At 69.8% G+C, this 23,837-nt stretch carries 24 protein-coding genes; 6 read left to right on the top strand and 18 right to left on the bottom strand.

What is annotated here, in order from left to right; genetic code table 11:
• Nucleotides 1-39 precede the first annotated feature (39 nt).
• Entirely contained in the window at nt 40-1,263 is a 1,224-nt protein-coding gene (locus OG811_RS17735) for an MFS transporter (RefSeq protein WP_406067196.1), read from the bottom strand.
• Between the two features lie 113 nt (nt 1,264-1,376).
• On the opposite strand from OG811_RS17735, the gene OG811_RS17730 reads away from it, so the two are divergent.
• Complete coding sequence (locus OG811_RS17730; RefSeq protein WP_406067194.1) at nt 1,377-1,973, top strand: PadR family transcriptional regulator; 597 nt, start codon at nt 1,377-1,379, stop codon at nt 1,971-1,973.
• Nucleotides 1,974-2,061: 88 nt separating this feature from the next.
• Here OG811_RS17730 and ispG read toward each other — a convergent pair whose 3' ends face one another.
• The 7 genes from ispG to OG811_RS17695 all read right to left on the bottom strand — a co-directional run bounded on the left by ispG (nt 2,062) and on the right by OG811_RS17695 (nt 8,703).
• Nucleotides 2,062-3,234, bottom strand: coding sequence for a flavodoxin-dependent (E)-4-hydroxy-3-methylbut-2-enyl-diphosphate synthase (ispG, locus tag OG811_RS17725; RefSeq protein WP_406067192.1), 1,173 nt, complete (start codon nt 3,232-3,234; stop codon nt 2,062-2,064).
• A 9-nt stretch (nt 3,235-3,243) separates the two neighbouring features.
• Entirely contained in the window at nt 3,244-4,494 is a 1,251-nt protein-coding gene (locus tag OG811_RS17720; protein WP_406067190.1) for a M50 family metallopeptidase, read from the bottom strand.
• Nucleotides 4,494-5,705: a 1-deoxy-D-xylulose-5-phosphate reductoisomerase gene (gene dxr, locus OG811_RS17715; RefSeq protein ID WP_406067188.1), complete on the bottom strand. Its 1,212-nt coding sequence runs from the start codon at nt 5,703-5,705 to the stop codon at nt 4,494-4,496. The genes OG811_RS17720 and dxr overlap by 1 nt, the downstream gene beginning before the upstream one ends.
• 43 nt (nt 5,706-5,748) lie before the next feature.
• Entirely contained in the window at nt 5,749-6,396 is a 648-nt protein-coding gene (locus OG811_RS17710) for a Uma2 family endonuclease (RefSeq protein ID WP_406067187.1), read from the bottom strand.
• A gap of 783 nt (nt 6,397-7,179) precedes the next feature.
• Nucleotides 7,180-7,602 carry a hypothetical protein gene (locus OG811_RS17705; RefSeq protein ID WP_406067186.1) on the bottom strand — a complete coding sequence of 141 codons (423 nt, stop codon included), beginning with the start codon at nt 7,600-7,602 and terminating at the stop codon, nt 7,180-7,182.
• 38 nt (nt 7,603-7,640) lie between these two features.
• Nucleotides 7,641-7,817 (bottom strand): DUF397 domain-containing protein, encoded by a 177-nt coding sequence (locus OG811_RS17700; RefSeq protein ID WP_406075774.1) that lies wholly within the window; start codon nt 7,815-7,817, stop codon nt 7,641-7,643.
• 4 nt (nt 7,818-7,821) lie between these two features.
• Nucleotides 7,822-8,703, bottom strand: a complete 882-nt coding sequence (locus tag OG811_RS17695) for a helix-turn-helix domain-containing protein (protein ID WP_406067184.1) — start codon at nt 8,701-8,703, stop codon at nt 7,822-7,824.
• A 212-nt stretch (nt 8,704-8,915) separates the two neighbouring features.
• Here OG811_RS17695 and OG811_RS17690 point away from each other — a divergent pair, with 212 nt between their 5' ends.
• Together OG811_RS17690 and OG811_RS17685 are read left to right on the top strand one after the other, a co-directional pair.
• Nucleotides 8,916-9,152 (top strand): hypothetical protein, encoded by a 237-nt coding sequence (locus tag OG811_RS17690; protein ID WP_406067182.1) that lies wholly within the window; start codon nt 8,916-8,918, stop codon nt 9,150-9,152.
• A gap of 43 nt (nt 9,153-9,195) precedes the next feature.
• Nucleotides 9,196-9,513 (top strand): hypothetical protein, encoded by a 318-nt coding sequence (locus OG811_RS17685; protein WP_406067180.1) that lies wholly within the window; start codon nt 9,196-9,198, stop codon nt 9,511-9,513.
• Nucleotides 9,514-9,670: 157 nt separating this feature from the next.
• Here the strand turns inward: OG811_RS17685 and OG811_RS17680 are convergent, their stop codons facing one another.
• Nucleotides 9,671-10,222, bottom strand: coding sequence for a GNAT family N-acetyltransferase (locus OG811_RS17680; RefSeq protein WP_406067179.1), 552 nt, complete (start codon nt 10,220-10,222; stop codon nt 9,671-9,673).
• A 51-nt stretch (nt 10,223-10,273) separates the two neighbouring features.
• On the opposite strand from OG811_RS17680, the gene OG811_RS17675 reads away from it, so the two are divergent.
• Together OG811_RS17675 and OG811_RS17670 are read left to right on the top strand one after the other, a co-directional pair.
• Nucleotides 10,274-11,137, top strand: a complete 864-nt coding sequence (locus tag OG811_RS17675; protein ID WP_406067177.1) for a YihY/virulence factor BrkB family protein — start codon at nt 10,274-10,276, stop codon at nt 11,135-11,137.
• Nucleotides 11,127-12,722, top strand: a complete 1,596-nt coding sequence (locus OG811_RS17670) for a phytoene desaturase family protein (RefSeq protein WP_406067176.1) — start codon at nt 11,127-11,129, stop codon at nt 12,720-12,722. Before OG811_RS17675 ends, OG811_RS17670 begins: the two co-directional genes overlap by 11 nt.
• 97 nt (nt 12,723-12,819) lie before the next feature.
• On the opposite strand, the gene OG811_RS17665 is transcribed toward OG811_RS17670, so the two are convergent.
• Complete coding sequence (locus OG811_RS17665; RefSeq protein ID WP_406067174.1) at nt 12,820-14,400, bottom strand: Rieske 2Fe-2S domain-containing protein; 1,581 nt, start codon at nt 14,398-14,400, stop codon at nt 12,820-12,822.
• A 203-nt stretch (nt 14,401-14,603) separates the two neighbouring features.
• On the opposite strand from OG811_RS17665, the gene OG811_RS17660 reads away from it, so the two are divergent.
• Entirely contained in the window at nt 14,604-14,825 is a 222-nt protein-coding gene (locus OG811_RS17660; RefSeq protein ID WP_406067173.1) for a DUF2631 domain-containing protein, read from the top strand.
• Nucleotides 14,826-14,910: 85 nt separating this feature from the next.
• On the opposite strand, the gene OG811_RS17655 is transcribed toward OG811_RS17660, so the two are convergent.
• The 8 genes from OG811_RS17655 to OG811_RS17620 all read right to left on the bottom strand — a co-directional run bounded on the left by OG811_RS17655 (nt 14,911) and on the right by OG811_RS17620 (nt 23,812).
• The gene (locus OG811_RS17655) at nt 14,911-16,095 is read right to left on the bottom strand and encodes a DivIVA domain-containing protein (protein WP_406067172.1); all 1,185 of its coding nucleotides are present in this window, start codon (nt 16,093-16,095) and stop codon (nt 14,911-14,913) included.
• A 31-nt stretch (nt 16,096-16,126) separates the two neighbouring features.
• Complete coding sequence (gene rlmN, locus OG811_RS17650) at nt 16,127-17,284, bottom strand: 23S rRNA (adenine(2503)-C(2))-methyltransferase RlmN (protein WP_406067171.1); 1,158 nt, start codon at nt 17,282-17,284, stop codon at nt 16,127-16,129.
• A 104-nt stretch (nt 17,285-17,388) separates the two neighbouring features.
• A complete protein-coding gene (locus OG811_RS17645; RefSeq protein WP_406067169.1) occupies nt 17,389-18,690 on the bottom strand; it encodes a phosphatidate cytidylyltransferase in 1,302 nt (433 codons plus the stop codon).
• Nucleotides 18,691-19,010: 320 nt separating this feature from the next.
• The gene (gene frr / locus OG811_RS17640; protein ID WP_406067167.1) at nt 19,011-19,568 is read right to left on the bottom strand and encodes a ribosome recycling factor; all 558 of its coding nucleotides are present in this window, start codon (nt 19,566-19,568) and stop codon (nt 19,011-19,013) included.
• 82 nt (nt 19,569-19,650) lie between these two features.
• Entirely contained in the window at nt 19,651-20,418 is a 768-nt protein-coding gene (gene pyrH / locus OG811_RS17635; RefSeq protein ID WP_406067165.1) for a UMP kinase, read from the bottom strand.
• Nucleotides 20,419-20,579: 161 nt separating this feature from the next.
• Complete coding sequence (gene tsf / locus OG811_RS17630) at nt 20,580-21,407, bottom strand: translation elongation factor Ts (RefSeq protein WP_406067163.1); 828 nt, start codon at nt 21,405-21,407, stop codon at nt 20,580-20,582.
• A 134-nt stretch (nt 21,408-21,541) separates the two neighbouring features.
• Entirely contained in the window at nt 21,542-22,465 is a 924-nt protein-coding gene (rpsB, locus tag OG811_RS17625; RefSeq protein ID WP_406067161.1) for a 30S ribosomal protein S2, read from the bottom strand.
• A 273-nt stretch (nt 22,466-22,738) separates the two neighbouring features.
• Nucleotides 22,739-23,812 carry a hypothetical protein gene (locus tag OG811_RS17620; protein WP_406067159.1) on the bottom strand — a complete coding sequence of 358 codons (1,074 nt, stop codon included), beginning with the start codon at nt 23,810-23,812 and terminating at the stop codon, nt 22,739-22,741.
• Nucleotides 23,813-23,837 lie beyond the last annotated feature (25 nt).

The following is a 23,837-nucleotide window of genomic DNA, read 5'->3' as shown; positions in this document are numbered from 1 at the left end:
TCGACCCCCCGCTCCGCCGGTCGAGTGACGAGGCCGCTTTCAAACGGTCACCGGCTCTGCGGGCTCGCTGATCGGCCGGGTCCGTCCGGCCCACCGGACGACGGGGGGCACCAGGGCCCCGAGCAGGAGAAACAGGGCACCGAGCACAAGCCAGCCCGGTACGCCCCAGCCGAGCGCGAGGCTGGTGACCAGCACCGGCGCGAGCATCTTGCCCAGTTCGTAGCCCATGCCGTACGCCCCCTGGTACTGCCCCTGGGCGTTTGCTGGCGCCAGCCCGAAGGAGATCCCCCAGCCGGCGGCGGAGTGCCACAGCTCCCCGGTCACGTGGGCGAGCGACCCGCAGGCGAGCAGGCCGATGGCACCGGCCGTGGGCAGCGCGCCGCTGGCGGCGAAGAGTACGCAGGCCAGAGCGATGGCCACGCCCGCTCGACGGGCGGCGCGGGCGGCTCCGGGCAGGGTGGCGGCGCTACCCGCGGCGCGTACCTGGAGGAGCACCACCAGCACGGTGTTGACCAGCGTCAACGCGGAGATCATCCAGGCGGGTGCCCGGGTGTGCCCGGCAATCCACAGCGGCAGGGCGATGGTGAGCAGGCTGAAGTGCATGGACATCAGCCCGTCGACCAGGGTGAAAGCGAGGAAGGGGCGGTCCCGCAGGGCGATCAGCCGGGGGCCGTGCGTCGGGGCGGCGACCGGGGCGACGGTGGGCAGTCGGAGGAAGATCGCCGCTGCGGCCATTGACGCCGCCGCCGCGGCCAGGATCAGCGCGACGTACCCGGTGCGGGTGTCGGCGGCGATGGCGAAGCCGCCGAGGACGGCGCCGACGGAGATCCCGACGTTGGTGGTGGCCCGGAGGTAGGCGCGGGTGCGTACCCGCTGGTCGGCCGGGATCGCTCCGGCGATCAGCGCGCCCCGGGCGCCGCGCTCGATCGCGTCGGCGAGTGCCGTAGCGGCTCCCACCAGCACGAACGTGGGGAACGAGCGGACGGCGATCAGGCCGGTGGTCAACATCCCGGCGGCGAACAGCGCGCCGATCTGCACGCCGCGTGGGCCGACGCGGTCGGCCAGGTAGCCGCTCGGTGTGCTGGCCAGTACACCGACCAGCGCCGAGATGGTCAGCCCGATGCCCACCTGGGTCGCCGACAGGCCGATCGATCGGGTGAGGAAGAGCGCGCTGGCAACGAGCCACAGCCCACGCCCGACGGTTTTGACCAGGGTGCCGAGGGTGAGGACCCGGGCCGGGCCCGGCGGAGGAAGCAGGCGCATGATCGACACCCTAGCAAGACGTACGTACGGTTTATAAACAAGGGGGTTGTCGACGATGCATTGCCGATATATCGTCGATGCATCAGCGACAGTACGGCGAGAGGAGGAACCCGATGAGGTTCCATCGACAGCACCACCCGATGCACGAGGCCCGGATGCGTGGGTTCGGCTTCCCGCCGGTTCCGCCCGGTCCCCATGGCGGCCATGGCCACGAGCACGGACACGGCGGCCCCTGGGGCGGCCGAGGCCGTGGACGCGGTCGAGGTCGACGCCCCAACGTCCGGGGCGCCGTGCTGGCCCTGCTCACCGAGCGGCCGATGCACGGCTACGAGATGATCCAGGAGATCGACTCCCGCACCGGCGGTGCGTGGCGGCCGAGCCCGGGCTCGATCTACCCCACCCTCCAGCTACTGGAGGACGAGGGCGTGATCGTCGCCAGCACGGAGGAGTCCAGCGGTGGGCGGAAGCGGTTCACGGTCACCGAGGCAGGTCAGGCGGAGGCCACCGAGGCCGCGCAGACCCCGCCCTGGGCGGACGTCGCCCAGGGCACGGTGAGCAGCTGGCACGGCATCCGCGACTCCGGCGCCCAGGCGATGAACGCCCTGCGCCAGGTGATGACGAACGGCACCGACGACCAGCGCGAGCGCGCCGCCCAGGTGCTCGACGAGACCCGACGCAAGCTGTACGCGATTCTCGCCGAATCCGAGTGACGCCAGGCCGCACCGCACCGGCGGGCCGGGACACAACGAAAGCGGCCGTTCCCGTAGGGGAACGGCCGCTTTCACGTACGGAACAGGATCAGTGCACGGTGACGGTCGGGCCGGTGACCAGCCCGCGCAGCTCCTCGGGAAGCTCGGCGCCCATCTCGTCGGCGATCCGCAGTGCCTCCTCGATCAGCGTCTCCACGATCTGCGCCTCGGGCACCGTCTTGACGACCTTGCCCTTCACGAAGATCTGGCCCTTGCCGTTGCCGGAGGCGACACCGAGGTCGGCCTCGCGGGCCTCGCCCGGACCGTTGACGACGCAGCCCATCACGGCCACACGCAGCGGCACCGGCAGCCCTTCCAGACCGGCGGTGACCTCCTCGGCGAGCTTGTAGACGTCTACCTGGGCCCGCCCGCAGGACGGGCAGGAGACGATCTCCAGGCCCCGCTCGCGCAGGCCGAGCGACTCCAGGATCTGGTTGCCGACCTTGATCTCCTCGACCGGCGGGGCGGACAGCGACACCCGGATGGTGTCGCCGATCCCCTCGGCGAGCAGGGCACCGAAGGCGACCGCCGACTTGATGGTGCCCTGGAAGGCCGGGCCGGCCTCGGTGACGCCGAGATGCAGCGGGTAGTCGCACTGCTCGGCGAGCTGCCGGTACGCCCGGATCATCACGACCGGGTCGTTGTGCTTGACGGAAATTTTGATGTCGCGGAAGCCGTGCTCCTCGAACAGCGAGCACTCCCACAGCGCCGACTCGACGAGCGCCTCGGCGGTGGCCTTGCCGTGCTTGGCCAGCAGCCGCTTGTCCAGCGAGCCAGCGTTGACACCGATCCGGATCGGCGTACCGGTGGCGGAGGCCGCTGCCGCGATCTCCTTGACCTTGTCGTCGAACTGGCGGATGTTGCCCGGGTTGACCCGGACCGCCGCGCAGCCGGCGTCGATCGCGGCGAAGACGTACCTGGGCTGGAAGTGGATGTCCGCGATCACCGGGATCTGCGACTTCTTGGCGATCGCCGGCAGCGCCTCGACGTCGTCCTGGGACGGCACGGCCACCCGGACGATCTGGCAGCCGGACGCGGTCAGCTCGGCGATCTGCTGAAGGGTGGCGTTGACGTCGGAGGTGAGGGTCGTGGTCATCGACTGCACGGACACCGGCGCACCGCCACCGACCGGCACCGAACCAACCATGATCTGGCGGCTGGCCCGACGAGGAGCGAGCGGCGGGGGCGGCACGGCGGGCATACCGAGACTGATAGCGGTCACTTCAGGCACTCACCTTGAGAAGAGCGTGATGGGGTTGACGACGTCCGCGGCGATCGTCAGCAACGTGAACGCGCCACCGATCAGGATCACCACGTACGTGAAGGGCATCAGTTTGAGGTAGTCCACCCGGCCGGGGTCGGCCCGGCCGATCCGCGCGTACACCCAGGAGCGGGCCCGTTCGTACCAGGCGATGGCGATGTGGCCGCCGTCCACCGGGAGCAGCGGCAGCAGGTTGAACACGCCGATGAAGAAGTTCAGCGACACGAAGAGCATGAAGAAGACCAGCCAGGCGTTGTTCTCCACGGCCTCGCCGCCGAGTCGGCTGGCGCCGACCACGCTGATCGGGGTGTCGACGTCCCGCTCGCCGCCGGTGAGGGCGGTCCAGAGGGCGGGGACCTTCTGCGGGAGGCGCTGCAACGCCTGGGCGGTGCCGACGGCCAGCTGACCGGTGAAGTCGGCGGTGGCGCCGAAGGCGCCGATCGGCCCGTACGTCACGCGGGTGGGGGTGGTGGGCACGAGGCCGACGCCGAGGGCGGCCACCGGTGCGGCGGCGCCGGTCGGGTTGTCCAGCGGCGGACGCTGGGTCTGCGCGAGCACCGTGCTGGTGGTGCCCGGCTGCCCGTCGCGGACGTACGCGATCTGCGCGGTGTCGCCCGGCTTGAGCGCGCGCAGCGTGGTGAGCAGGTCGCCGTAGGAGCCGATCGGGGTGCCGTTGACCGAGGTGATCCGGTCACCGTTGTGCAGTTGCGCCTGGGCGGCCGGGCTGGCCGCGTCGGCGGACGTGCACGCGCGCACGGCATTTTCCGGCACCACGCACTGGCTGAGCTGGATGACCGCGGGCTCCTCGCGGGCCTGCGTGTCGGTCGTCGGGAAGTCCGGGTTGGGCAGGCCGGCGGAGACGGCGAGGATCCAGATCGTGACGAGGGCGAGCGTGAAGTGCGTGATCGACCCGGCGGCCATCACGATCGTTCGCTTCCAGACCGGGTAGCGCCACATCACCCGCGACTCGTCGCCCGGCTCGACGTCGTCGTCCTGCGGAGTCATCCCGACGATCTTGCAGAAGCCGCCGAGGGGGATTCCCTTGAGGCCGTACTCGGTCTCACCCCGCTTGAAGGACCAGATGGTGGGGCCGAAGCCGACGAAGTACTTCGTGACCTTCATCCCGAACGCCTTGGCGGTCAGCAGGTGACCCGCCTCGTGCAGGCTCACCGAGATGAGGATGGCCAGGGCGAAGAGGACCACCCCGAGCAGGTACGACATCAAGCTCCTTCCACCGAACCCGCGATGATCTCCTGCGCATGCGCACGCGCCCACGACTCGGCCGCGAGCACGTCCTCGACGGTACCTGGTTCGTCGAAGTCTGGAGCCTCCTCCAACACTCGTTCGAGGGTGTCGACGATGCCGAGGAACGGCAGCCGGCCCGCCACGAACGCCGCCACACACTCCTCGTTCGCCGCGTTGTAGATCGCCGGGCGGCAGCGCCCAGCCTCCCCGGCGGCCTTGGCCAGCGCGACGGCCGGGAACGCCTCGTCGTCGAGCGGCGCGAACTCCCAGGTGTGCGCGGCCGTCCAGTCGACGGCGGAGGCGGCCTCCGGCACCCGGTCCGGCCAGCCGATACCCAACGCGATCGGCAGCCGCATGTCCGGTGGGCTGGCCTGGGCGATCGTCGACCCGTCGACGAACTCGACCATCGAGTGGATCACCGACTGCGGGTGCACCATGACGGTGATGTCGGCGTACGGCACGTCGAACAGCTCGTGCGCCTCGATCACCTCAAGGGCCTTGTTGACCATCGTCGCCGAGTTGATCGTGACGACGGGCCCCATGTTCCAGGTCGGGTGCGCGAGGGCCTGCTCGGGTGTGACCTGCGTCAACTCGTCGCGCTGCCGACCCCGGAACGGGCCGCCGCTGGCCGTGACGATCAGCCGACGCACCTCGCCGCGCGTCCCGGAGCGCAGGCACTGGGCCAGCGCCGAGTGCTCCGAGTCGACCGGCACGATCTGCCCCGGCCGCGTCACCGCAGCCTTGACCAGCGGGCCGCCGGCCACGAGCGACTCCTTGTTGGCCAACGCGAGGGTACGACCAGCACCCAGCGCGGCCAGCGTAGGAGCGAGGCCCAGCGAGCCGACCACACCGTTGAGCACAACGTCGCACGGCCACTGGGCCAGCTCGGTCATCGCGTCCGGACCGGCCACGATCTTGGGAAGCTTGAAGTCGCCGGTGGCCCAGCCCCGCCGGCTCGCCTCCGCGTAGAACGCGAGCTGGAGATCCTGCGCGGCGGACGCCTTGGCCACCCCGACCGCCTCGACGCCCAACTCCAGGGCCTGCGCGGCGAGCAGCTCGACGTTGCCACCGCCCGCACCCACCGCGACCACCCGGAACCGGTCCGGATTGCGCCGGACGATGCCAATGGCCTGCGTGCCGATCGAACCGGTGGACCCGAGCAGGACGAGGTCGCGGGGGGAAGTCACGCGGCTATTCTCCCCCACCGTCACTGAACGCCCGCTGGGAGCCTCAGCCCTCGCCGTCGGCCTGCGGCTCTGTTGGCGCCTCCTCGTCCAGCAGCTCCGCCGGGTCGATGGCGAACTCGAACGGCTCGCGCATCGCGAAGGTGCTCCCGGCCGCTGCGGCGGCGAGCGGCCGGTACTCCGCGTCGACCAGCTCGAACAGGGCGATGGTCGGCACCCGGTTGCGCAAGTCCACACGAAGGAAGAACGGCACTCCGGCGGCGGCGTACTCCCTTGGCCGGTCGATCACGTCCTTGCGCCGATTACCCGGCGAAACAATCTCTCCCAGCAACACCGCCTCGGCGATGGGAACCGTAGTGCGGCCGCCACCCGAGTTACGCAGCACGGCGATATCCGGGATGAAAAGATCGTCCCCAGACAAGACGTTGATCTCCGGGTAGACCCAGAACCCAGCCTTCCGCGCAGCGCGGTGCAGCACGTACGGCAATTCCCGCTCGACCGACTGATGATCGATTCCCGCGTGTGGTGTCACGATCACGCTTCCGCTCAGGACCTCAACCTTGGGGCCGTTGGTCTCCGGCAACAGGTCGAGGGCGAGCTGCGCGGTCCACGGCTCGTCGTGCCACCGAAGCACGTCGAACGACGGCTCGGTGTGCTGCGGCGCCGGCTCCGGCGCGAACGCTGCCTGGGCCATCCGGGCTCACCCCCTCAGCGGACCATCCTGCTCAGGTCAGCCTAGCCACCGCAGCCCGCACGACGCGTCATCGCACACCCAGTCCGACGTGTTTGCCACCCATACCAGCAGCACTCCTGCCGCTGATCGGTCGATGAAGCAGCAACCCCGGGCGTAGCCAGATGGTCCATTCGATTGCGGATACCGCCAATGCGAGTTGGCTGGCCGTCCACCCATCTAACCTCATTGATCAGCCACCATCCCCCGAAGAATGGATCTTAACTTCTGATGATGAGCTCACTGTCACCAGCCGGAATTCCCCATGGATCGACAGGTTCGCCCCCGTGATGCGTCCTGACAACAAATGAGAGGCATGCAACGAAGCCCTCTTCGGGATCGGATGACAGCAACACTGCGATTACCCTGCCTGCACGGTCATCGACGCCCGAAAAGCTTAGGATTCTGCGCCGCTCAATCTCACTCGCTGAACTTAGCGTCAGGGGAGAGTACACGGACTTCAACTTCACCCCGAGAACTCCACAGAAGAGCGCTCGCGTTACCGCACCTCCACCGACATTGCCCCTGATCTCCAACTCAGAGTGGCTGACACTGTATCGCCACGGTCGGAATTTTCCGTCCAACACAACAGGCAGTCTCTCGTAGCGAGACGGTTCATTAGCCAAACGGATTCGCCACCTCTATGCCACGTCGATAGAAAGTTGTGCGAGACATCGCCGACTTACTGCTCATGATGAGATTCAGTTCCCAGGCAGTCGCAGGGCCATCGAGCGATCAAGCGCCGGCTCACACCGTGACCGTCGTGGTGCGGTGCCGCACGACGGTCAGCCAGACGGCCACACCGATGCAGGTGACGGCCAGCAGGGACAGCAGCACCAGGGCCGGGTTGACCCAGGCGGGCACCAAATCGTAGGTGGCGTTGCATCGATCGTGGAGGGGAAACCATCGCGACGACTCACGCCAGTGCGCGGCACGGTAGGCCCTGTCGTAGCTGACGCCGGCCTGTTGGCAGGACTCCTCCGAGCTCATGAAGGGACCCGCGAACGCCCCGAGGAACCACGTGACAGCGGTGGCGACGATCGAGAGCCCGGCCGTCGCGACGAACCAGCCCGGAGTCTTCCACCGGCCGGTGAGCAGAGGTCGACCCCACAACCAGAGCACGAGCAGAGCAGGTACGGCGAGGCAGAGCCCGGTCGTGACGACGCCCATCCTCGTTTGTCACCCTCCCGCCAGCGAGCCAGTGTTGATCATTGCACGGGCTGGCTCACCGCCGCGAACGTGACGAAGGCGGTCCAGGCCGAGGGGGTGAAGGTCAGCACGGGCCCGTGCCGGTCCTTGCTGTCGCGTACACCGACCGACTCGGCGAAGCCCGCCACCTCGACGCAGTCGCCGTCGCCACCCGATCGGGACGACTTGCGCCACACCCCGTCACGCTCCATCGGTCATCTCCTTCGCTATCGCCACAATCAGTTCGCGGGACTCGATCGGGGTCAACGCCCGCTCCCCGAGTGAGCGCCATACGGTCTCGTAGACCTCGATTTCGTGCGCCTTGTCAAGGTAGACCGCGCCGCAGGGACCGTCCATATAGATCGTGGTCGGCTCCGGCTCCCGCACGTCGGTCGGGAAGTCGAGCATGGTGAAGGTGCCAGACGATGCCCAGCGGAACAGCCCAGCGGCCAGCGGCAGCACTCGCAGGTTGATGTTGTGCCGCTCGCTCGTCACCACCAGGGCCTCCAGTTGCCGGACCATTGCCGATCGATCGCGCAGCGGCCGGCGCAGCACCGATTCGTTCAGGATCACGTCGAGATGCGGGGCGCGGGGCACCGCACGGGCCAGCAAGCGCTGCCGACGCAGCCGGATGTCCATCCGGGCCTTGCGCTCCGCCTCGCCGAGCTGCGGGTGGTCGGTGGCGATCACCTCGGTCATGTACTCGACCGTCTGCAACAGCCCGGGAATGAGATCTGCTTCGTACTTACGGATCCGCGTGGCGGCGGCTTCTAGGCCGACGTACAGCTTGAACCAGTCCTTGATCGCTTCGCCGTAGCTGTGCCACCAGCCGTGCGCCTTGGTCTCCCGGGCCAGCGCCCGCATCGTCTCGATCGTCTCCGGCGAAGCGCCGTAGACGCGGCACATGGCCGCCACGTCGTTCGGGTGCATGGGGACCTGACCGGTCTCGTACCGCCAGATCCGCGGTGCCGACCATTCCAATTCCTTGGCTGCCGCGGTAACCGTCACATAGGCATTTTCGCGAAGCTCTCTCAGATATCTCCCGAGCTGCCTCCGCGGGACCGTGCTGCCGGAGTCGTCCACGTCATCTCCCTGGCTGTCGTCGTGTAAGACACCTCGCCCCTTGGTCTGGATTCTGCCGCGAAAGATTGCGTTGGGCCAGCAGCGAAACGACCATCGTGGACAGGAAGACAACAGCTCGGGACGGTCACCGTGGTAAGCGATATACCTCAGAGTCATATTTATGCCTGTGAGGTACACCGCTCGTCGGGAGGTCCCGCCCGGACGGGAGGACCATGGGCCCTATCGATGATCTACCGCTGCCGCCCCACGTCACCACCGCGGACGTCGTGCTCGCGCTGAGGGCGGTCACCGTGCACGCCCCCGAACGGCCCAACGGTGAGCGTTGCCGCAAGGACGAGGCAGCACACCCCTGCCAGCTGCACCGCTGGGGCCGTCGCGTCCTGGAGCAGCGCGGCCTGACCGACGAGCAGGTGCAGAGGTTGATGGCTTGCGGAACGGTGGCATTGTGATGAGCCACCGCGGCCGGGGAGCACCCGACAACCGGGGGCCGCGATGACCGCGCCACGGTGGATCATCCACCTGCCGACCACCCTGACCAGCCTCGACGAGGTCACCGCCCTGGCCGTGGCGCTACGCGACTCACTCGGCCACCTCGCCGTCGTCGACTTCGGCGAGACCACGCTCAGCGAGGAGGACGCGCAGTTCCTGCGTACCCGAGTGTTCTGTGACGGCCTGCTCGGCGATGCCGGCCGTTGCCGGCGGCGCGACGCCCACGACGGACCCTGCGCCGCAGTGTTCGGCACGGACGTCGAGGTGTCCGCGTGCTGCGGACACCCCGACGTCGCTCAACCCGTGCCGATCAGGGAGTGATGACGAACTGCGAACCCGGCTGGATGACGATGTTGCCGTCGGCCGGGTTGGTGATCGCGACGTTCGGCATGTTGCCGCCGCCGTTCTTGATGACTCACCGGCATCACGCTTCTCAACGCGCTGGGCTCACCGCGCGGGCACGGGCGTACCCAGGTGTTCAGGCGGTCGGTGCAGCTCGGACAAAGGCCTCCAACTCCTCGCCGCCGTACCACTCGGTGCGCCGGCCCACGTAGTCCATGCCGAGTCGCCGGCAGACCGCCATCGACGGCTCGTTGCCCGGCGCCACGACCGCGTAGATCTCCGAGGTGCCGGCGGCGAACTCCCGGGCGATGAGCGCACGGGCGGCCTCGGTGGCGTAGCCGTGACCCCACGAATCCGGGTGCAGGTGCCAACCCACCTCGATGTCGTCGGTGCGCCGCGCCTCGTCCCGCCCCGGCAGCGGCTTGAGCAGCACCGTGCCCGCCACCAGGCCGGTGTCCCGCACCTCGATCGCCCAGGTGCCGTACCGGCCATCGTCGGCGGCGTGCCGGTCCCGCCACACTCGCAGCCGCTCGGCCGCCTGGGCCGGGTCGGTCATCGGCAGCCCCGGTGCCACAGCCAGCCATCGCGTGATCTCGGGGCGGGAGTAGATGTCGTAGATCCGGGCCAGGTCGGCCGGATCGGCGGTCCAATCGCGCAGGATCAGGCGTTCGGTGGTGAGAACAGTCATGACCGGCGATCTTAAGGAGTGACGGCCCCGACGACCGGAAAAGAGATCCCGATGGGCGACGGATGGCAACGGGCGAAGCGGATCACCAGCGCCGCGTTCCGCCCGGTGCGCGGGCGGGACCTGTCGTTGCACGCCGCCGCGATCACCTTCTACGGGGCGATCGCGGTGGTGCCGGTCGCCCTGCTGGCGATCTGGCTCACCGCACTGGTGGCCGGGGCCGACCGGGTACGCCGGCTCGCCTCGTACGCCGTGGAGGCCCTGCCCACCGCGATCGGCACGCCCCGGGCGGTGGGCGCGCTCGTCGACGCCGGGGTGGAGTTGACCCCGCTGCTGGCGCTGGTCTCACTGCTGCCCGCGTCGCTGTACGGCGAGGGTCTGCGTCGGGCCTTCGTCTCGGTGGCCGCGCCCCGCTCCGACGAGCACCTGGTCGGCTGGCGGGGCCGGCTGCTGCTGCTGCCGCTGCTCGCGCCGGCCCCCGCGCTGCTGCTGTCGATCCTGCTGGCGCTGCCGCTCACCACCCGTCTCGTACGGCAGGGCGGCTGGCTCGGCGTACTGGGCGTGGTGCTGTCGTTCCTGGCGGTCTGGCTGGTGCTCACGCCGGTGCTGATGTGGGTGTTCCGGGTGGTCGGGCCGGCCTCGCCGGACTGGCTCTCCACGCTCGCGATCGGGTCGTTCACCGCGGCGAACCTCTCCGGCTTCCTGCACGGCTTCGTGCTCTTCGCCTCGCTCCCGCTGAACCTGGGGGTGCCGTACGGTGGCTTCAGGGAGATCGGCGCCGGCGTGGCCGTACTCCTCTGGCTCTACCTGTTCCACGTGATCGTCCTGGCCGGCTACTCCGCCACCCTGGCCCTCTCCCGCTGGCGCACCCACCCCCGGCCCGCTGCGCGGACTAGGCTGCCACGGCATGAGCAGTGAGATTCCGACCCGCGCCGACGTCGTGATCGTCGGTGCCGGGCACAACGGCCTGGTCTCCGCAGTCCTGCTGGCCCGCGCCGGCCTGGACGTCCTGGTGCTGGAGGCCGCCGACGTGATCGGCGGCGCGACCCGCACCGAGAACCCGTTCCCGAAGGTGCCAGGGCTGCGTCACTCCACCGGCTCGTACCTGCTCGGGCTGATGCCGCCGGAGTTGCTCGCCACGCTCGACGTGCGGATCCCGGTGCTGCGCCGCGACCCGCACTACTTCCTACCCACACCGGGCGGCCTCGGCTCGCCGTACCTGCTCTTCGGCAGTGACACCGCCGCCACCCGGGCGCAGCTCGCCGAGTTCTTCTCCCCCGCTGACGTGGCCGCCGACGATGCCATGCAGGCCGAGTTGGCCGCGCTGCGCGAGGACCTCGCCCCGGCCTGGCTGGCGGAGCCGCTGAGCGTCCAGGAAACCGCCGAGCGGCACGTCCGGCCGGCGCTGCGGCAGGTCTTCGTCGACCTCGTCCAGGGCTCGGTAGCCGACTACCTGGCCCGGTTCGAGTTCCGCTCCGAACTGCTGGTCAGCATGTACGCGGTCACCGACGGGCTGTCCGGGCTCAACGCCGGCCCGGACGACCCCGGCACCGGCCACAACTTCCTGGTGCACAACATGTGCCGGCTACCTGGCTCGGGCGGCACCTGGATGATCGCCGAGGGCGGGATGGGCACCGTCTCGCGCACGTTCGCCGAGGCCGCACGCGCCACCGGGGCGACAATTCTGACCGGTACGCCGGTGCGCGCGGTGACCCTGGACGGCGGCGCGGCGAGCGGAGTGGTGCTGGCCGACGGGCGGCAGGTCGCCGCCCGGGTGGTGCTCGGCGCGTGTGACCCGTACCGGCTGATGGACCTGCTGCCCGACGGTGCGCTGCCGGCGCCGCTCGGCGAACGGATGGCGGCGGTCCGCCGCCCCGGCACCACCCTCAAGCTCAACCTGGCGCTCACCGGGCTGCCGCAGTTCTCCTGCCTGCCGGTCGGCACGCCGAGCCCGTTCGGCTCGACCATCCACCTGCTGCCCGGGTCCGCGTCGCTGGTCGGCGGTGAGGCAACGCCGCCGATGACCGCGCTGCGCGCGATGTGGGCGGATGTGCAGGCTGGGCTGCTGCCGGCGGAGCCCACCATCGAGTGGTACCTGCACACCACCGTCGACCCGTCGCTCTCCGACGCCGCCGGGCACCACTCGTCGGCGCTCTTCGTCCAGTCGGTCCCCTACGAGCTGGCCGGCACCACCTGGGACGCGGCGCTGCCCGGTTACGTCGACCGGCTCATCGAGATCGTCGAACGGTACGCCCCCGGCACCGGTGACCTGATCGCCGACGCGGTGCCACTGCCCCCGCCCGGCATCGAGGCCCACTTCGGCATCACCGGCGGGCACATCCACCACGTCGACAACACGGTCTCGTTCACCGACCGGATGCCGTACGCCACCGGAATCGACGGCGTGTACGCCGGCAGCGCCGGCTGCCACCCGGCCGGCAGCGTGATCGGCGCAGCCGGCCACAACGCCGCCCGCCGGATCCTCACGGACCTGGGTCGCTGACGCCCCCTCCCCCGCGATCTTGCACTTTCGGTCGCACTTTTGGGGCATATGCCAGTCTCGCCCCGGCAGAAAGTGCAAGATCGTGCAGGGGTTGGGGTTAACTCAGCGCGTCGCCCGCCGGGGCGGGGGCTTCCGCGTCTACCCGGTGGGCGCGGACCTTGTGACCGACGCTCGTCAGGCAGCGGCCAGACGGCAGGTCAAACTTCCAGCCGTGCAGCTGGCAGGTCAACTGGTCGCCGTCGACGATGCCGAACCGGGTCAGGTCCGCCTTCAGGTGCGGGCAGCGCCGCTGCACCACCCAGTCGCCCAGGGTGACATCCTCGGCGTCGGTGGAGCGCTCGTGCTCGTCGTACCAGCCCTCGGCGTACTGGAGTCGCTCCTCGGAAAGGCACTTGAAGAACGCGTAGACGAACTCGTTGTACTGGCCGATCCGGGCCGCCGAGAACCGGCAGGACAGGAAGAGCGAGTTGACCCAGTCGACCTCGTCGATGAAGAGGAGATGCTCGATCAACGACCGCTCGGTACGGAACCGGTAGCGCACCTTCTCGTCGGCGTACGGCCGGACCTCCTTGCCCGGGAAGTCCACCACGATCGACTCGACGCTCTCCCCGTCGTACCCCACCAGGTCGAAACGGACCGGGCCGCCGACACCCTTGGCCAGGTAGATCGACTCGTCGAGGAGCGGCTCGATCCGGCGCTTCATCTGGCCGAGCACGTCCACCTCGGGGTGCCGCCAGGACGCCTTCTCCGCCTCGATGACGGGGCGCTTACGCTCCCGCATCTCCTCCAGGTGCGCGACCTTGTTCGCGAAGAACTCGTCGACCGGCACCGGGTGGGTGGTGGTCGCGCCCTCGGTGGTGACCTCGGCGACGCTGCCCGGCAGCAGCACGATGCCGTTGGTGCCGCCGACCTTCGCGTACTCCGACAGGAAGACGGACTGGTCGGGGAAGATGTTGCCCTCGTCGCCGTGGATGTCGTTGAACTGCCACAGGGCGTCGTCGAGGAAGCACGGCGGGCCGGCGATCGGGAAGACGTGCGACGCCTTCAGGTCGTCGATGTAGCGCCAGGTCCGGTCGAACTGCCGGTCGCGCTTCTGCTTACCGAACGCGGTCTTCGCCGCCTGCGGCAGCTCGTAGACCATCGGATACCAGATCGCGCCGGAGAACTGGAGCAGGTGTGCGTGTACGTGCCCCAACTCGGCGAAGACGCCCAGGTCGGTGGGGCGGGCGTCGTTCTGGTTGAGCAGCCGCACCCCGTCGTACTCGACCCAGAGCGAGGAGTCGCCGATCGGCCCGTCGGTCGGGCTGGTCAACGCCTGAATCATGATCTTCAGGCCGCCGGGCAGCTCCACCACCTGCTCGTTGGGCGCCTTCAGGAACTTCGTGAAGCCCAACTCCCGGAACTCGTCCTCCATCTCCGAGGTGGGGAACTCCGGGAGCAGGACGGTGACGTCCTTGGAGACGAAGGCCCGCAGGTGCTTCGCGTCGAAGTGGTCCCGGTGCAGGTGGGAGACGTACAGGTAGTCGACCTGACCCAGCGTCTCCCAGTCGAGCAGGGAGTTGTCCGGAAAGGGGAACCACGACGCGAAGTAGGCCGGGTTGACCCACGGGTCGCACAGGATGCTGCCCGCGGCCGTGTCGATCCGCATGCTGGCGTGCCCGGTTCCGGTCACTCGCACCGCACAGTCCCCCTCAAACAGACAATCAGGTATACGCCAAACGCTACCGGAGAGAGTCTGACCGCCGCCCCGCGACGCCCGTAGTGCCGTTCGGCCCAGGTGGGCAGGGCCGACGGCCGGGAAACCGAAACCCCCACCCCGCCGCACCGAGCAGGAGGCGTGCCAGACTAACCAAAGATCCGATCGCGAGGGAAGGACCGACAGTGGCAGGAAGCGAGCCGGTAACGTCGCCAGACCAGCACAAGCCCGGGCACCGCAAGGCCGGGCAGATCGGCGCGGTGCTGACGGCACTGGCGCTGCTGGCGATGATCTGCGGCAACCACGAGGGCAGGGTCGAGGACATCTGGCTGATCGGCCTGGCCGCACTGCTGCTGATCATTGTGATCGGCGACGTCGTGCTGCGGCGCAGCGGTCTGCGCTCCTGACCCGAGCGACCGCCGGACGACCGGCCAACAACGCCGAGGGCCCGCCCCCACCAGGGGGACGGGCCCTCGTCCGTACGCGTCGGGATCAGCGCCCGAAGAGGATGTCCTGCACGTCCTTGAGCGCGGCGTCGACCTCAGCCTCGAAGTAGCCACCGGGCACCAGGCCGAACCGGAGCGTGTCCAGGTCCTTCGGGTCGACCGGCATCGGGTTGCGGCGCTGCATGCCGCCGAGCAGGGTGTCGAAGAACCGGTCCACCTGGTCGGGGTCGTACCCGCTGCCGAACCGACGCACCTGGAAGCTGCGGCGGATCTGGTCGACCCGGTACAGGTCACTGCCGGGCGGACCGGCCATCGGGGGGCCACCCATGGGAGGGCCACCCATCGGCGGGCCGGCCACAGCGGGCGGACCGGCCATCGGCGGGCCACCGATGCCCTGCTGCGGCGGCGGACCGGCCGGGCCACGGCGCATGTCGCGCTGGTCCCGCTCGGGCATCCGGATCTCGGCGGTCATGTCGGCGCGGCCGTGCCGCCCAGCCTCGAAGCCGTCGAAGCGCGGCTCCTCCGGCGGATAGCCGCCGGGCGAGCGCTGGTCGTCGGGGCCGTACCCACCGCGCTGGTCATCCGGGCCGTACCCACCGCGCTGGTCATCCGGGCCGTACCCACCAGGCGAGCGCTGGTCATCCGGGCCGTAACCCGTGGGGCCGGCCGGCAGGCCGCGCTGCGGAACACCGTGGCCACCCATCGGGCCGGGGCCCATCGGGCCGCCGGGACCCATCTGGCCAGGGCCACCCGGGCCTCGCGGCGCGTCGTAACCGCCGCGGGGAGCGTCGTACCCACCGGCGAAGGCACCGGTCGGCTCGTCGTAGCGGCCGTAGCGGTCGGCGGGCGGACCGGCCTGCGCGGGCATCGGCCGGGGCGGCATCGGCTGCGGAACCATGCCCCGGTCATCGCGCATCGGCGGCCCCATCCGGTCCGGTGGGCCCATCCGGTCAGCCATCCGGGGGTCGCCGCCCCGCCCGGCGCTGTTGCGCTCCTCCAGCTCGGCCAGCTGCCGCTCGACCCGGTCCAGGTGCAGGTCGACCTGCCATTCGTCGTAGCCGTTGAACCGGACCCGGAAGACGACGTCGTGGACCTCCTGGGAGGCCACCGGCGCGCCGACCTGTCGGCCGTCGAGCGTCGCCTCGACCCGGTCGAGGAAGGCATCCACCTCGTCGACCTTGTATCCCCGGCGGAGCGCCTTGCGCCGGAAACGCTGACCCTGACTCGCCACTATGTCTCCTGGTCTCGTTCGCCACGCCCGGTCACGCCGGTGCCTCTCCGGCGCGGTCGGTGTTGGTGTCGTTGTCCTGGGCGGCGGCGAGCTGGCCACACGCGCCGTCGATCTCACGACCTCGGGTGTCTCGTACTGTCGTGGACACCCCGGCATCGCGCAACCGCCGGACGAACTCCCGCTCAACCGGCTTCGGGCTCGCGTCCCAGCGGCTGCCCGGCGTCGGATTGAGCGGGATGAGGTTCACGTGGGCCAATCTGCCGGCCAGCAGCCGCCCAAGCAGGTCGGCTCGCCACGGCTGGTCGTTCACGTCCTTGATCATCGCGTACTCGATCGACACGCGACGGCCCGTCCGGGCGGCGTAGTCCCACGCTGCGTCCAGCACCTCGGCTACCTTCCAGCGCTGGTTTACCGGCACGAGTTCGTCGCGCAGATCATCATCAGGTGCGTGCAACGACAGCGCAAGAGTCACAGAGAGGTCTTCGCTGGCCAGTCGGCGGATGGCCGGCACCAGGCCGACCGTGGAAACGGTGATGTGCCGCTGGGACAGGCCGAGCCCTTCCGGAGCCGGGCTGACCAGGCGACGGATGGCTGCGATGACCCGGGAGTAGTTGGCGAGTGGCTCGCCCATGCCCATGAAGACGACGCGCGACAGCCGCGGCGGGGAGCCGGCGACCACGCCGGAGGCCGCCACCCCGGCCAGGTACACCGCCTGGTCGACGATCTCGGCCGTGGACAGGTTGCGGGTCAGCCCGGCCTGGCCGGTCGCACAGAACGGGCAGGCCATGCCACAGCCGGCCTGGCTGGAAATGCAGACGGTCACCCGATCCGGGTAGCCCATCAGCACACTCTCCACCAACGCACCGTCGTGCAGCCGCCACAGCGCCTTGCGGGTCGCGCCGTCGTCACACGCGAGCTCGCGCACCGGAGTGAGCAGCGTGGGGAGCAGCTGGCTGGACAGCCGTTCCCGGGTCGCCGCAGGCAGATCGGTCATGGCCTGCGGGTCGCGGACCAGCCGCCCGAAGTAGTGGTTCGAGACCTGCTTGGCACGGAATGCCGGCTCACCCAACTCGGTGACCAGCGCCTGGCGGCCGGCCAGGTCCAGGTCAGCGAGGTGCTGAGGGGGCATGGAGGCCCGGCGCGCGGCGGGGGCGACCGAGATGGCGGGGATCAAGGGCAGGCTCGTCATGGCTGCTCCAGTGTGTCACGCCGCCGACGGCAGGTGCCGGTCCGGAGGTGTTGAACGGGTCGCGACCGTCGGAGTCGGATGACCGGGACGCCGTGATTCATACCTCAGTTCACCACCGGCACGAAGATCGCCAGCAGCAGGTAGGCGGTCGGCACCGCGAACAGGATCGAGTCCAGTCGGTCCATCAGACCGCCGTGGCCGGGCAGCAGGTTGCTCATGTCCTTGACACCGAGATCCCGCTTGATCATCGACTCGGCCAGGTCTCCGAGGACCGCCGCACAGGAGACGGCCACCCCGAACAGCGCACCCCACCAGGGGGCCACCTCGAACATCAGCCACAGCAGCAGCGCGCTACCCAGGGCCGCCGCGGTGACCGAGCCGGCGAACCCCTCCCAGGACTTCTTCGGGCTGATCGACGGGGCCATCGGGTGTCGACCGAAGGTGACGCCGGCCGCGTACCCGCCGGTGTCGGAGAGGACCACCGCGATCAGGGTGGCCAGGATGCGTAGCCGGCCGTCGTCGGGGGACGCCGCCAGCAGCGCCGCGAACCCGCCGAGGAACGGCACGTAGACGGCGATCAGGGTGGCCGCGGTGAGATCCCGCTGGAAGCCGGCCGGACCGTCGCCCAGCCGCCAGATCATGGTGCCGAGCACGGTGACCAGCAGCCCCAGGCTGAGCGCGTCCGGGCCGGCGAACCAGGCCAGACCCACGGTCAGCACGCCACCGGCGATCAGCGGCACCAGCGGTGGGTGGGCCCCGCTGCGCCGGACCGCCCGGGCCATCTCCCAGATGCCGATCGCGATCGCGAGCGCGATCACCGGCAGGAACGCCAACGGGTAGACGACCAGCGGCACCACGATCAACGCGCCGAGGCCGAGCCCCACCCCGATCGCCGCCGGGAGGTTACGGCCGGCCCGTCCGTTGCCCAACTGCTGGGTGGCGGGTCGATCGGCGCTGGCCCGGCGTCGACCTCTCGGCCGTCGACCGGTCGTCGCCGCACCATCGTCCGGCGCCAACTCGGCCCGAACGGGCGCGAGCTGCTCGGTCGGATAACCGGGGTCGTCGAGGCGGGCCGGCAGGTCCAGGTCCGGGTGCTCCGGGCCCTCGAAACGGGCGGGCTCGTCAAAGCGCCCCCGGTCCGGGCCGTCGAAACGGGCCGGACCGTCGCCAGCGCCGGGCAGTCGGTCGGTGTACCGGTCGCCGCGACCCCGCTCGTCGTACGGGTCCGTCGGGAGCGGGTCGGCGTACGGCCGGACGTGCGGGTCGGCGTACAGCTCAGGGCCGGGGGCCGGACGGCGGCTCCACTGGCCGGCATCCAGGTCCTGATCGGGCCAGGGCAGCGTCACGGGGCTCTCCGGACGCTCCCAGCCGCGAGGCTCGTTGCCGTAGGGGTCGGGGTGGGACATCACGCACCGCGACGGGGCACGAGAACCACCACATGACGCAAGACCACAAGCATCCCCTACACGTACGATGTTCCTCCGATTGACCGCCCCGACGGTCGGTCGATTCCCGGTGTTCACCGTCCGGTGGCCGGGAATCCTGCCGAGCCTACTGCACCCGCCGCGCGGGCACGGCGGACGAGGCACGGCGACGGACGACGCCCTGGCCGCCGGCCCCTCGCGCAGCGATGCACACACATTCCGTGCTGAGGTACGGCACGAGGCCCGGCCCCCCGTGTGGGGGACGGGCCTCGGAGCATCTCACCCGCCGAGCGGGCGGACGATCACACCTCGAGCAGCTCGGTTTCCTTGTGCTTGACCAGGTCGTCGATGTTGGCCACGTAACGCTGGGTCAGGTCGTCGAGTTCCTTCTCGGCGCGGCGACCGTCGTCCTCGCCAGCCTCGCCGTCCTTGACGATCCGGTCCAGCTCTTCCTTGCCACGGCGGCGGACGTTACGGATCGCCACCTTGGCTTCCTCGCCCTTGTGCCGGGCCACCTTGATCATGTCGCGGCGGCGCTCCTCGGTCATCTGCGGGAGCAGGATGCGCAGCTGAGTGCCCTCGTTGTTCGGGTTCACCCCGAGGTCCGAGTCGCGGATCGCCTTCTCCATCGCATTGATCTGCGAGTTGTCGTACGGCTTGATGATGGCCATCCGCGGCTCAGGGATCGCGATGGACGCCATCTGCGTCAGCGGCGTGGGCGTGCCGTAGTAGTCGATGATGACCTTCGAGAACATGGCGGGGTTGGCGCGACCGGTGCGGATGGCGCCGAACTCCTCCTTGGCGTGCTCAACCGCACGATCCATCTTTTCCTCGGCCTCGAGGAGGGTGTCGTCGATCACCGGTCTCCTCGCCTCCTTCTGTGCTCGTCGTGGGCTCTGCTGAAAGTCGTCAGACCACCGCTGTCGTCGCCGTGGGCGGGACTCAGGCGGTGATCAGGGTGCCGATCTTGTCGCCAACCACCGCGCGAATGATGGTGTCGTCACCCTGCGCACCGAAGACCAGCATCGGCAGGCCGTTCTCCATGCAGAGGCTAAATGCCGCCGCGTCTGCCACCCGCAGGTTGCGGCGCAGCGCCTCGGAGAAGGTGATCGAGTCGAGCTTGCTGGCGGTGGGGTCGATCCGGGGGTCGGCGGTGTAGACGCCGTCCACGCCGTTCTTGCTCATCAGCACCACGTCGGCACGGATCTCCAGAGCCCGCTGGGCGGCCACCGTGTCGGTGGAGAAGTACGGCATGCCGGCGCCGGCGCCGAAGATGACCACACGGCCCTTCTCCAGGTGCCGGATCGCCCGCAGCGGAATGTACGGTTCGGCGACCTGAGCCATGGTGATGGCGCTCTGCACCCGGGTCTCGATGCCTTCCTTCTCCAGGAAGTCCTGAAGTGCGAGGCAGTTCATCACGGTGCCGAGCATGCCCATGTAGTCGGCGCGGGCCCGGTCCATTCCGCGCTTCTGCAGCTCCGCGCCGCGGAAGAAGTTGCCGCCGCCGACCACGACGGAGACCTGCACGCCGCGGCGGACCACGGTGGCGATCTGCCGGGCGATGGCCTGGACGACGTCCGGGTCGACGCCGATCGCGCCGCCACCGAACACTTCACCGGAGAGCTTCAGGACCACTCGCCGGGCCCGCCCCAGCGGCGGTGCCGTCGGATCGTCCATCGCCAGCGTCCGGTCACTCACAACCTGCGTCATCCGCCCCGCCCTTCCCCACGCGCACGCCCCGTGCGGCGCGTACCGCGAACCTGCCGCTGCCGACCCTATGTGACGAGGAGGCCGCGGTGCCTGTTACGTACACCGGCGGCCTCCTCATCGAAGTCTCCTGCCCACGGGCGCCCGCGGCGCCCGGTGGCGACTCAGGCCTGGCCGACCTCGAACCGCACGAAGCGGGTGACCTCGATGCCGGCCTCGGCCAGCAGCTGCTTCACCGACTTCTTGTTGTCGGACACGGACGACTGCTCGATCAGGACGTAGTCCTTGAAGAAGGAGTTCACCCGACCCTCGATGATCTTCGGCAGGGCCGCCTCGGGCTTGTTCTCCTCGCGGGCGGTCTGCTCGGCGATACGCCGCTCGGACTCGACGACCTCAGCCGGAACCTCATCCCGGGTGAGGTACTTCGGCCGCATCGCGGCGATCTGCATGGCCACACCACGGGCGTCGGCGTCGCCCGCCTCGTCGGTCTTGCCGGTGTACGACACCAGCACACCAACGGCCGGCGGAAGGTCCTGGGCCTTGCGGTGCAGGTAGACGGCGGTGGTGCCCTCGACCTTGGCGAACCGGTTGAGCACCAGCTTCTCGCCGATCTTGGCGGACTGCTCCTGGATCAGTTCCGCGACGACCTTGCCGTCGAGCTCGGTGACGAGCAGCTCCTCGGCGGTGTTCACGCCGGAACGCTCGCCGTGCTCGACCAGTTGCTGGCCCAGCGCGATGAAGGACTCGGTCTTGGCGACGAAGTCGGTCTCGCAGTTGAGCTCGAGCAGCGCCTTGCCGGAGTGGGCAACCAGGCCGTTGGCCGCCGTACGACCGGCCCGCTTGCCGACGTCCTTGGCGCCCTTGACGCGCAGGATCTCGATGGCCTTGTCGAAGTCGCCCTCGGCCTCGGTCAGCGCCTTCTTGCTGTCCATCATGCCGGCGCCGGTGAGGTCGCGGAGCTTCTTGACGTCCGCGGCGGTGATTTGGGACATGGCTCTCTCTTCGATGTTGAGACGGCGTGTGGATGGTCAGAGGTGCCGGTTACCCGGATCCGGGCGAAACGTGCCCAGAGTACCGCCGCTGCCCCCCGCTCGAAAAAACGAACGGCGGGGCAGCGACGGTGCAATCACTCCGCGGTAGCGGTCGCCGGCTGCTCGGTGGCGACCTGCGCCGGCTGCTCCGGGGCGGCGGGCTGCTCGGCGGCAGCGGCGGGCTGCTCGGCGGCGACAGCGGCAGGCTGCTCGGCCGGGGCAGCGGGCTCGTCGGCCTTCTTCGGCTCGAGCAGCTCACGCTCCCACTCGGTCAGCGGCTCGTCGCTCGCGACACCCTCGGGCTTCTCGTCGTTGCCACGACGACGGCCCGAACGCGCGATCAGACCATCCGCGACGGCGGCCGCGACGACCTTGGTCAGCAGCTCGGCCGACCGGATCGCGTCGTCGTTACCCGGGATCGGGAAGTCGACCTCGTCCGGGTCACAGTTGGTGTCCAGCACCGCGATCACCGGGATGCCCAGCTTGCGGGCCTCGTCGACGGCGATGTGCTCCTTCTTGGTGTCGACGATCCAGACCGCGGCGGGAAGCTTCTGCATGTCCCGCAGACCACCGAGGGTGCGGGTCAGCTTGATCTTCTCGCGGGAGAGCTGCAGGGTCTCCTTCTTGGTGTAACCGGCGGCGGTGCCGCTGAGGTCACCCAGGCCCTCCAGCTCCTTCATCCGCTGGAGCCGCTTGTACACCGTCTGGAAGTTGGTCAGCATGCCACCGAGCCAGCGGTGGTTGACGTACGGCTGGCCGACCCGGGTCGCCTGCTCGGCAATCGCCTCCTGGGCCTGCTTCTTGGTGCCGACGAACAGGATGCTGCCACCCTCGGCGACGGTCCCACGCACGAACTCGTACGCCTTCTCGATGTATTCGAGGGTCTGGCGCAGGTCGATGATGTAGATGCCGTTGCGCTCGGTCATGATGAAGCGCTTCATCTTCGGGTTCCAGCGCCGGGTCTGGTGCCCGAAGTGGACACCGCTCTCCAGCAGCTGACGCATGGTCACGACGGCCATGGTTGGGGTACTCCTCAAGGTCCCTGGTTGTCACGCCCGGCCGGTGGCCGGGCGTCCTGGCGCCTGATCGCCGGCCCATGGTGGACCCGATCAAGATCGGGACCAGGGAGGCCGTCGCTCCACGACGATTCGTGAAGAGGGCGCGCGAGGTCGACCGCGCAAGGCGGTCGCCAGTTGGCCAGTGTACGCCCCTCCCCCGTTCAGCTGCCCCGGGGTGCGGCGGTGCGCGTCAAGGCGCGGCCCGCGGCGGGCGGGGGGCGGCGGCGCGGCGGATCAGCCTGCGGCGAACGCGGCGGCGAGGAAGAGCACCAGACCGACGGTCAGGTAGGCCGTCGGTGGGCGCAGCCAGCCCCGTCCGCCGTCGGAAAGCGCCAAACCGCCGGTTCGTAGCCCATACAGCCCGGTCGCGACGATCGGCAGACCAGCGACCAACGCAATGCCCACCACCACGTTCCCGGCGTCCACCGGATCGCCGGTCGCGCCGGCCAGCAGCACCCGCAGCGCGGGGACCTCGAAGATCAACACCAGCAGGGCGAAGAGTACGGCCAACACAGGTCGACGGGTCCGGTAGACGCCGTCGGCGGCCGGTGGGTACACCGTCGGCTCCATCGCGGGCGGGTCCATGCGCGGGCCGATACCCGGCATCGGGCCGGTCGGCATCTCCAGCGGGTGCGGCATCTCGCCACCGCCTCGGGTCGGCTCGATGATCGGATATCCGCCGAGCACGGCGGGCCGGGTCTGGTCGGCGAGCACGCCAGCCGGCGGGTCGGCCGCCAGCGAGGCGTCGCGGGTGGCCTCCGACGCGCCAGTGGTCAGCGGGGAATCCGTCCCGGTCGACTCCCGGGCGGCCCGGCGTCCGGGCAGCTCACCGGAAATCTCCGACGGGTCCCGGTCCGCCCGCCGCGAACGCGTCGCCCGGTAACCGTCGACCTCCGGCCGGGCGTCACTCAAGGGATCCACCGCGCCGAACCGTCCCGAGTCGACCTCGCTCGCACCGAACCGGCCGGGCTGGGCGTCCAGGGCGCTGAAGCGACTGGAGTCCGACTCGGGCGCACCGAAGCGACCCGCGTCCACCGCGCTCAGGCGCCCGGAGTCAGACTCGGGCGTACCACCGAAGCGACCCGCGTCGACCGCGCCGAAGCGGCCGGAGTCCGGCTCCCGGCGTCGGCCAACGCCGGTGTCCTCGACGGAACGGCCCTCGTCGGCGCCACGCTGCTCGGGGATCTCCCCGTCCATGTACCGCGGGTCGCCCGCGCCACGCCACTCCGACTCGCCGTAACCGCGGCCCCGCTCGTCGGGATACCAGCGAGACTCCTGATCTTCCGGAAAGCTCCGTCGTCCGTCCACGTCAGGCACCGTATGCGACCGGCTG

The sequence above is a fragment of the Micromonospora sp. NBC_01638 genome (assembly GCF_045209745.1).
In the GTDB taxonomy this organism is placed as follows: Bacteria; Actinomycetota; Actinomycetes; order Mycobacteriales; family Micromonosporaceae; genus Micromonospora.
The sequence above is the reverse complement of the archived record's forward strand: the minus strand, read 5'-3'. Positions and strand labels throughout refer to the sequence as shown.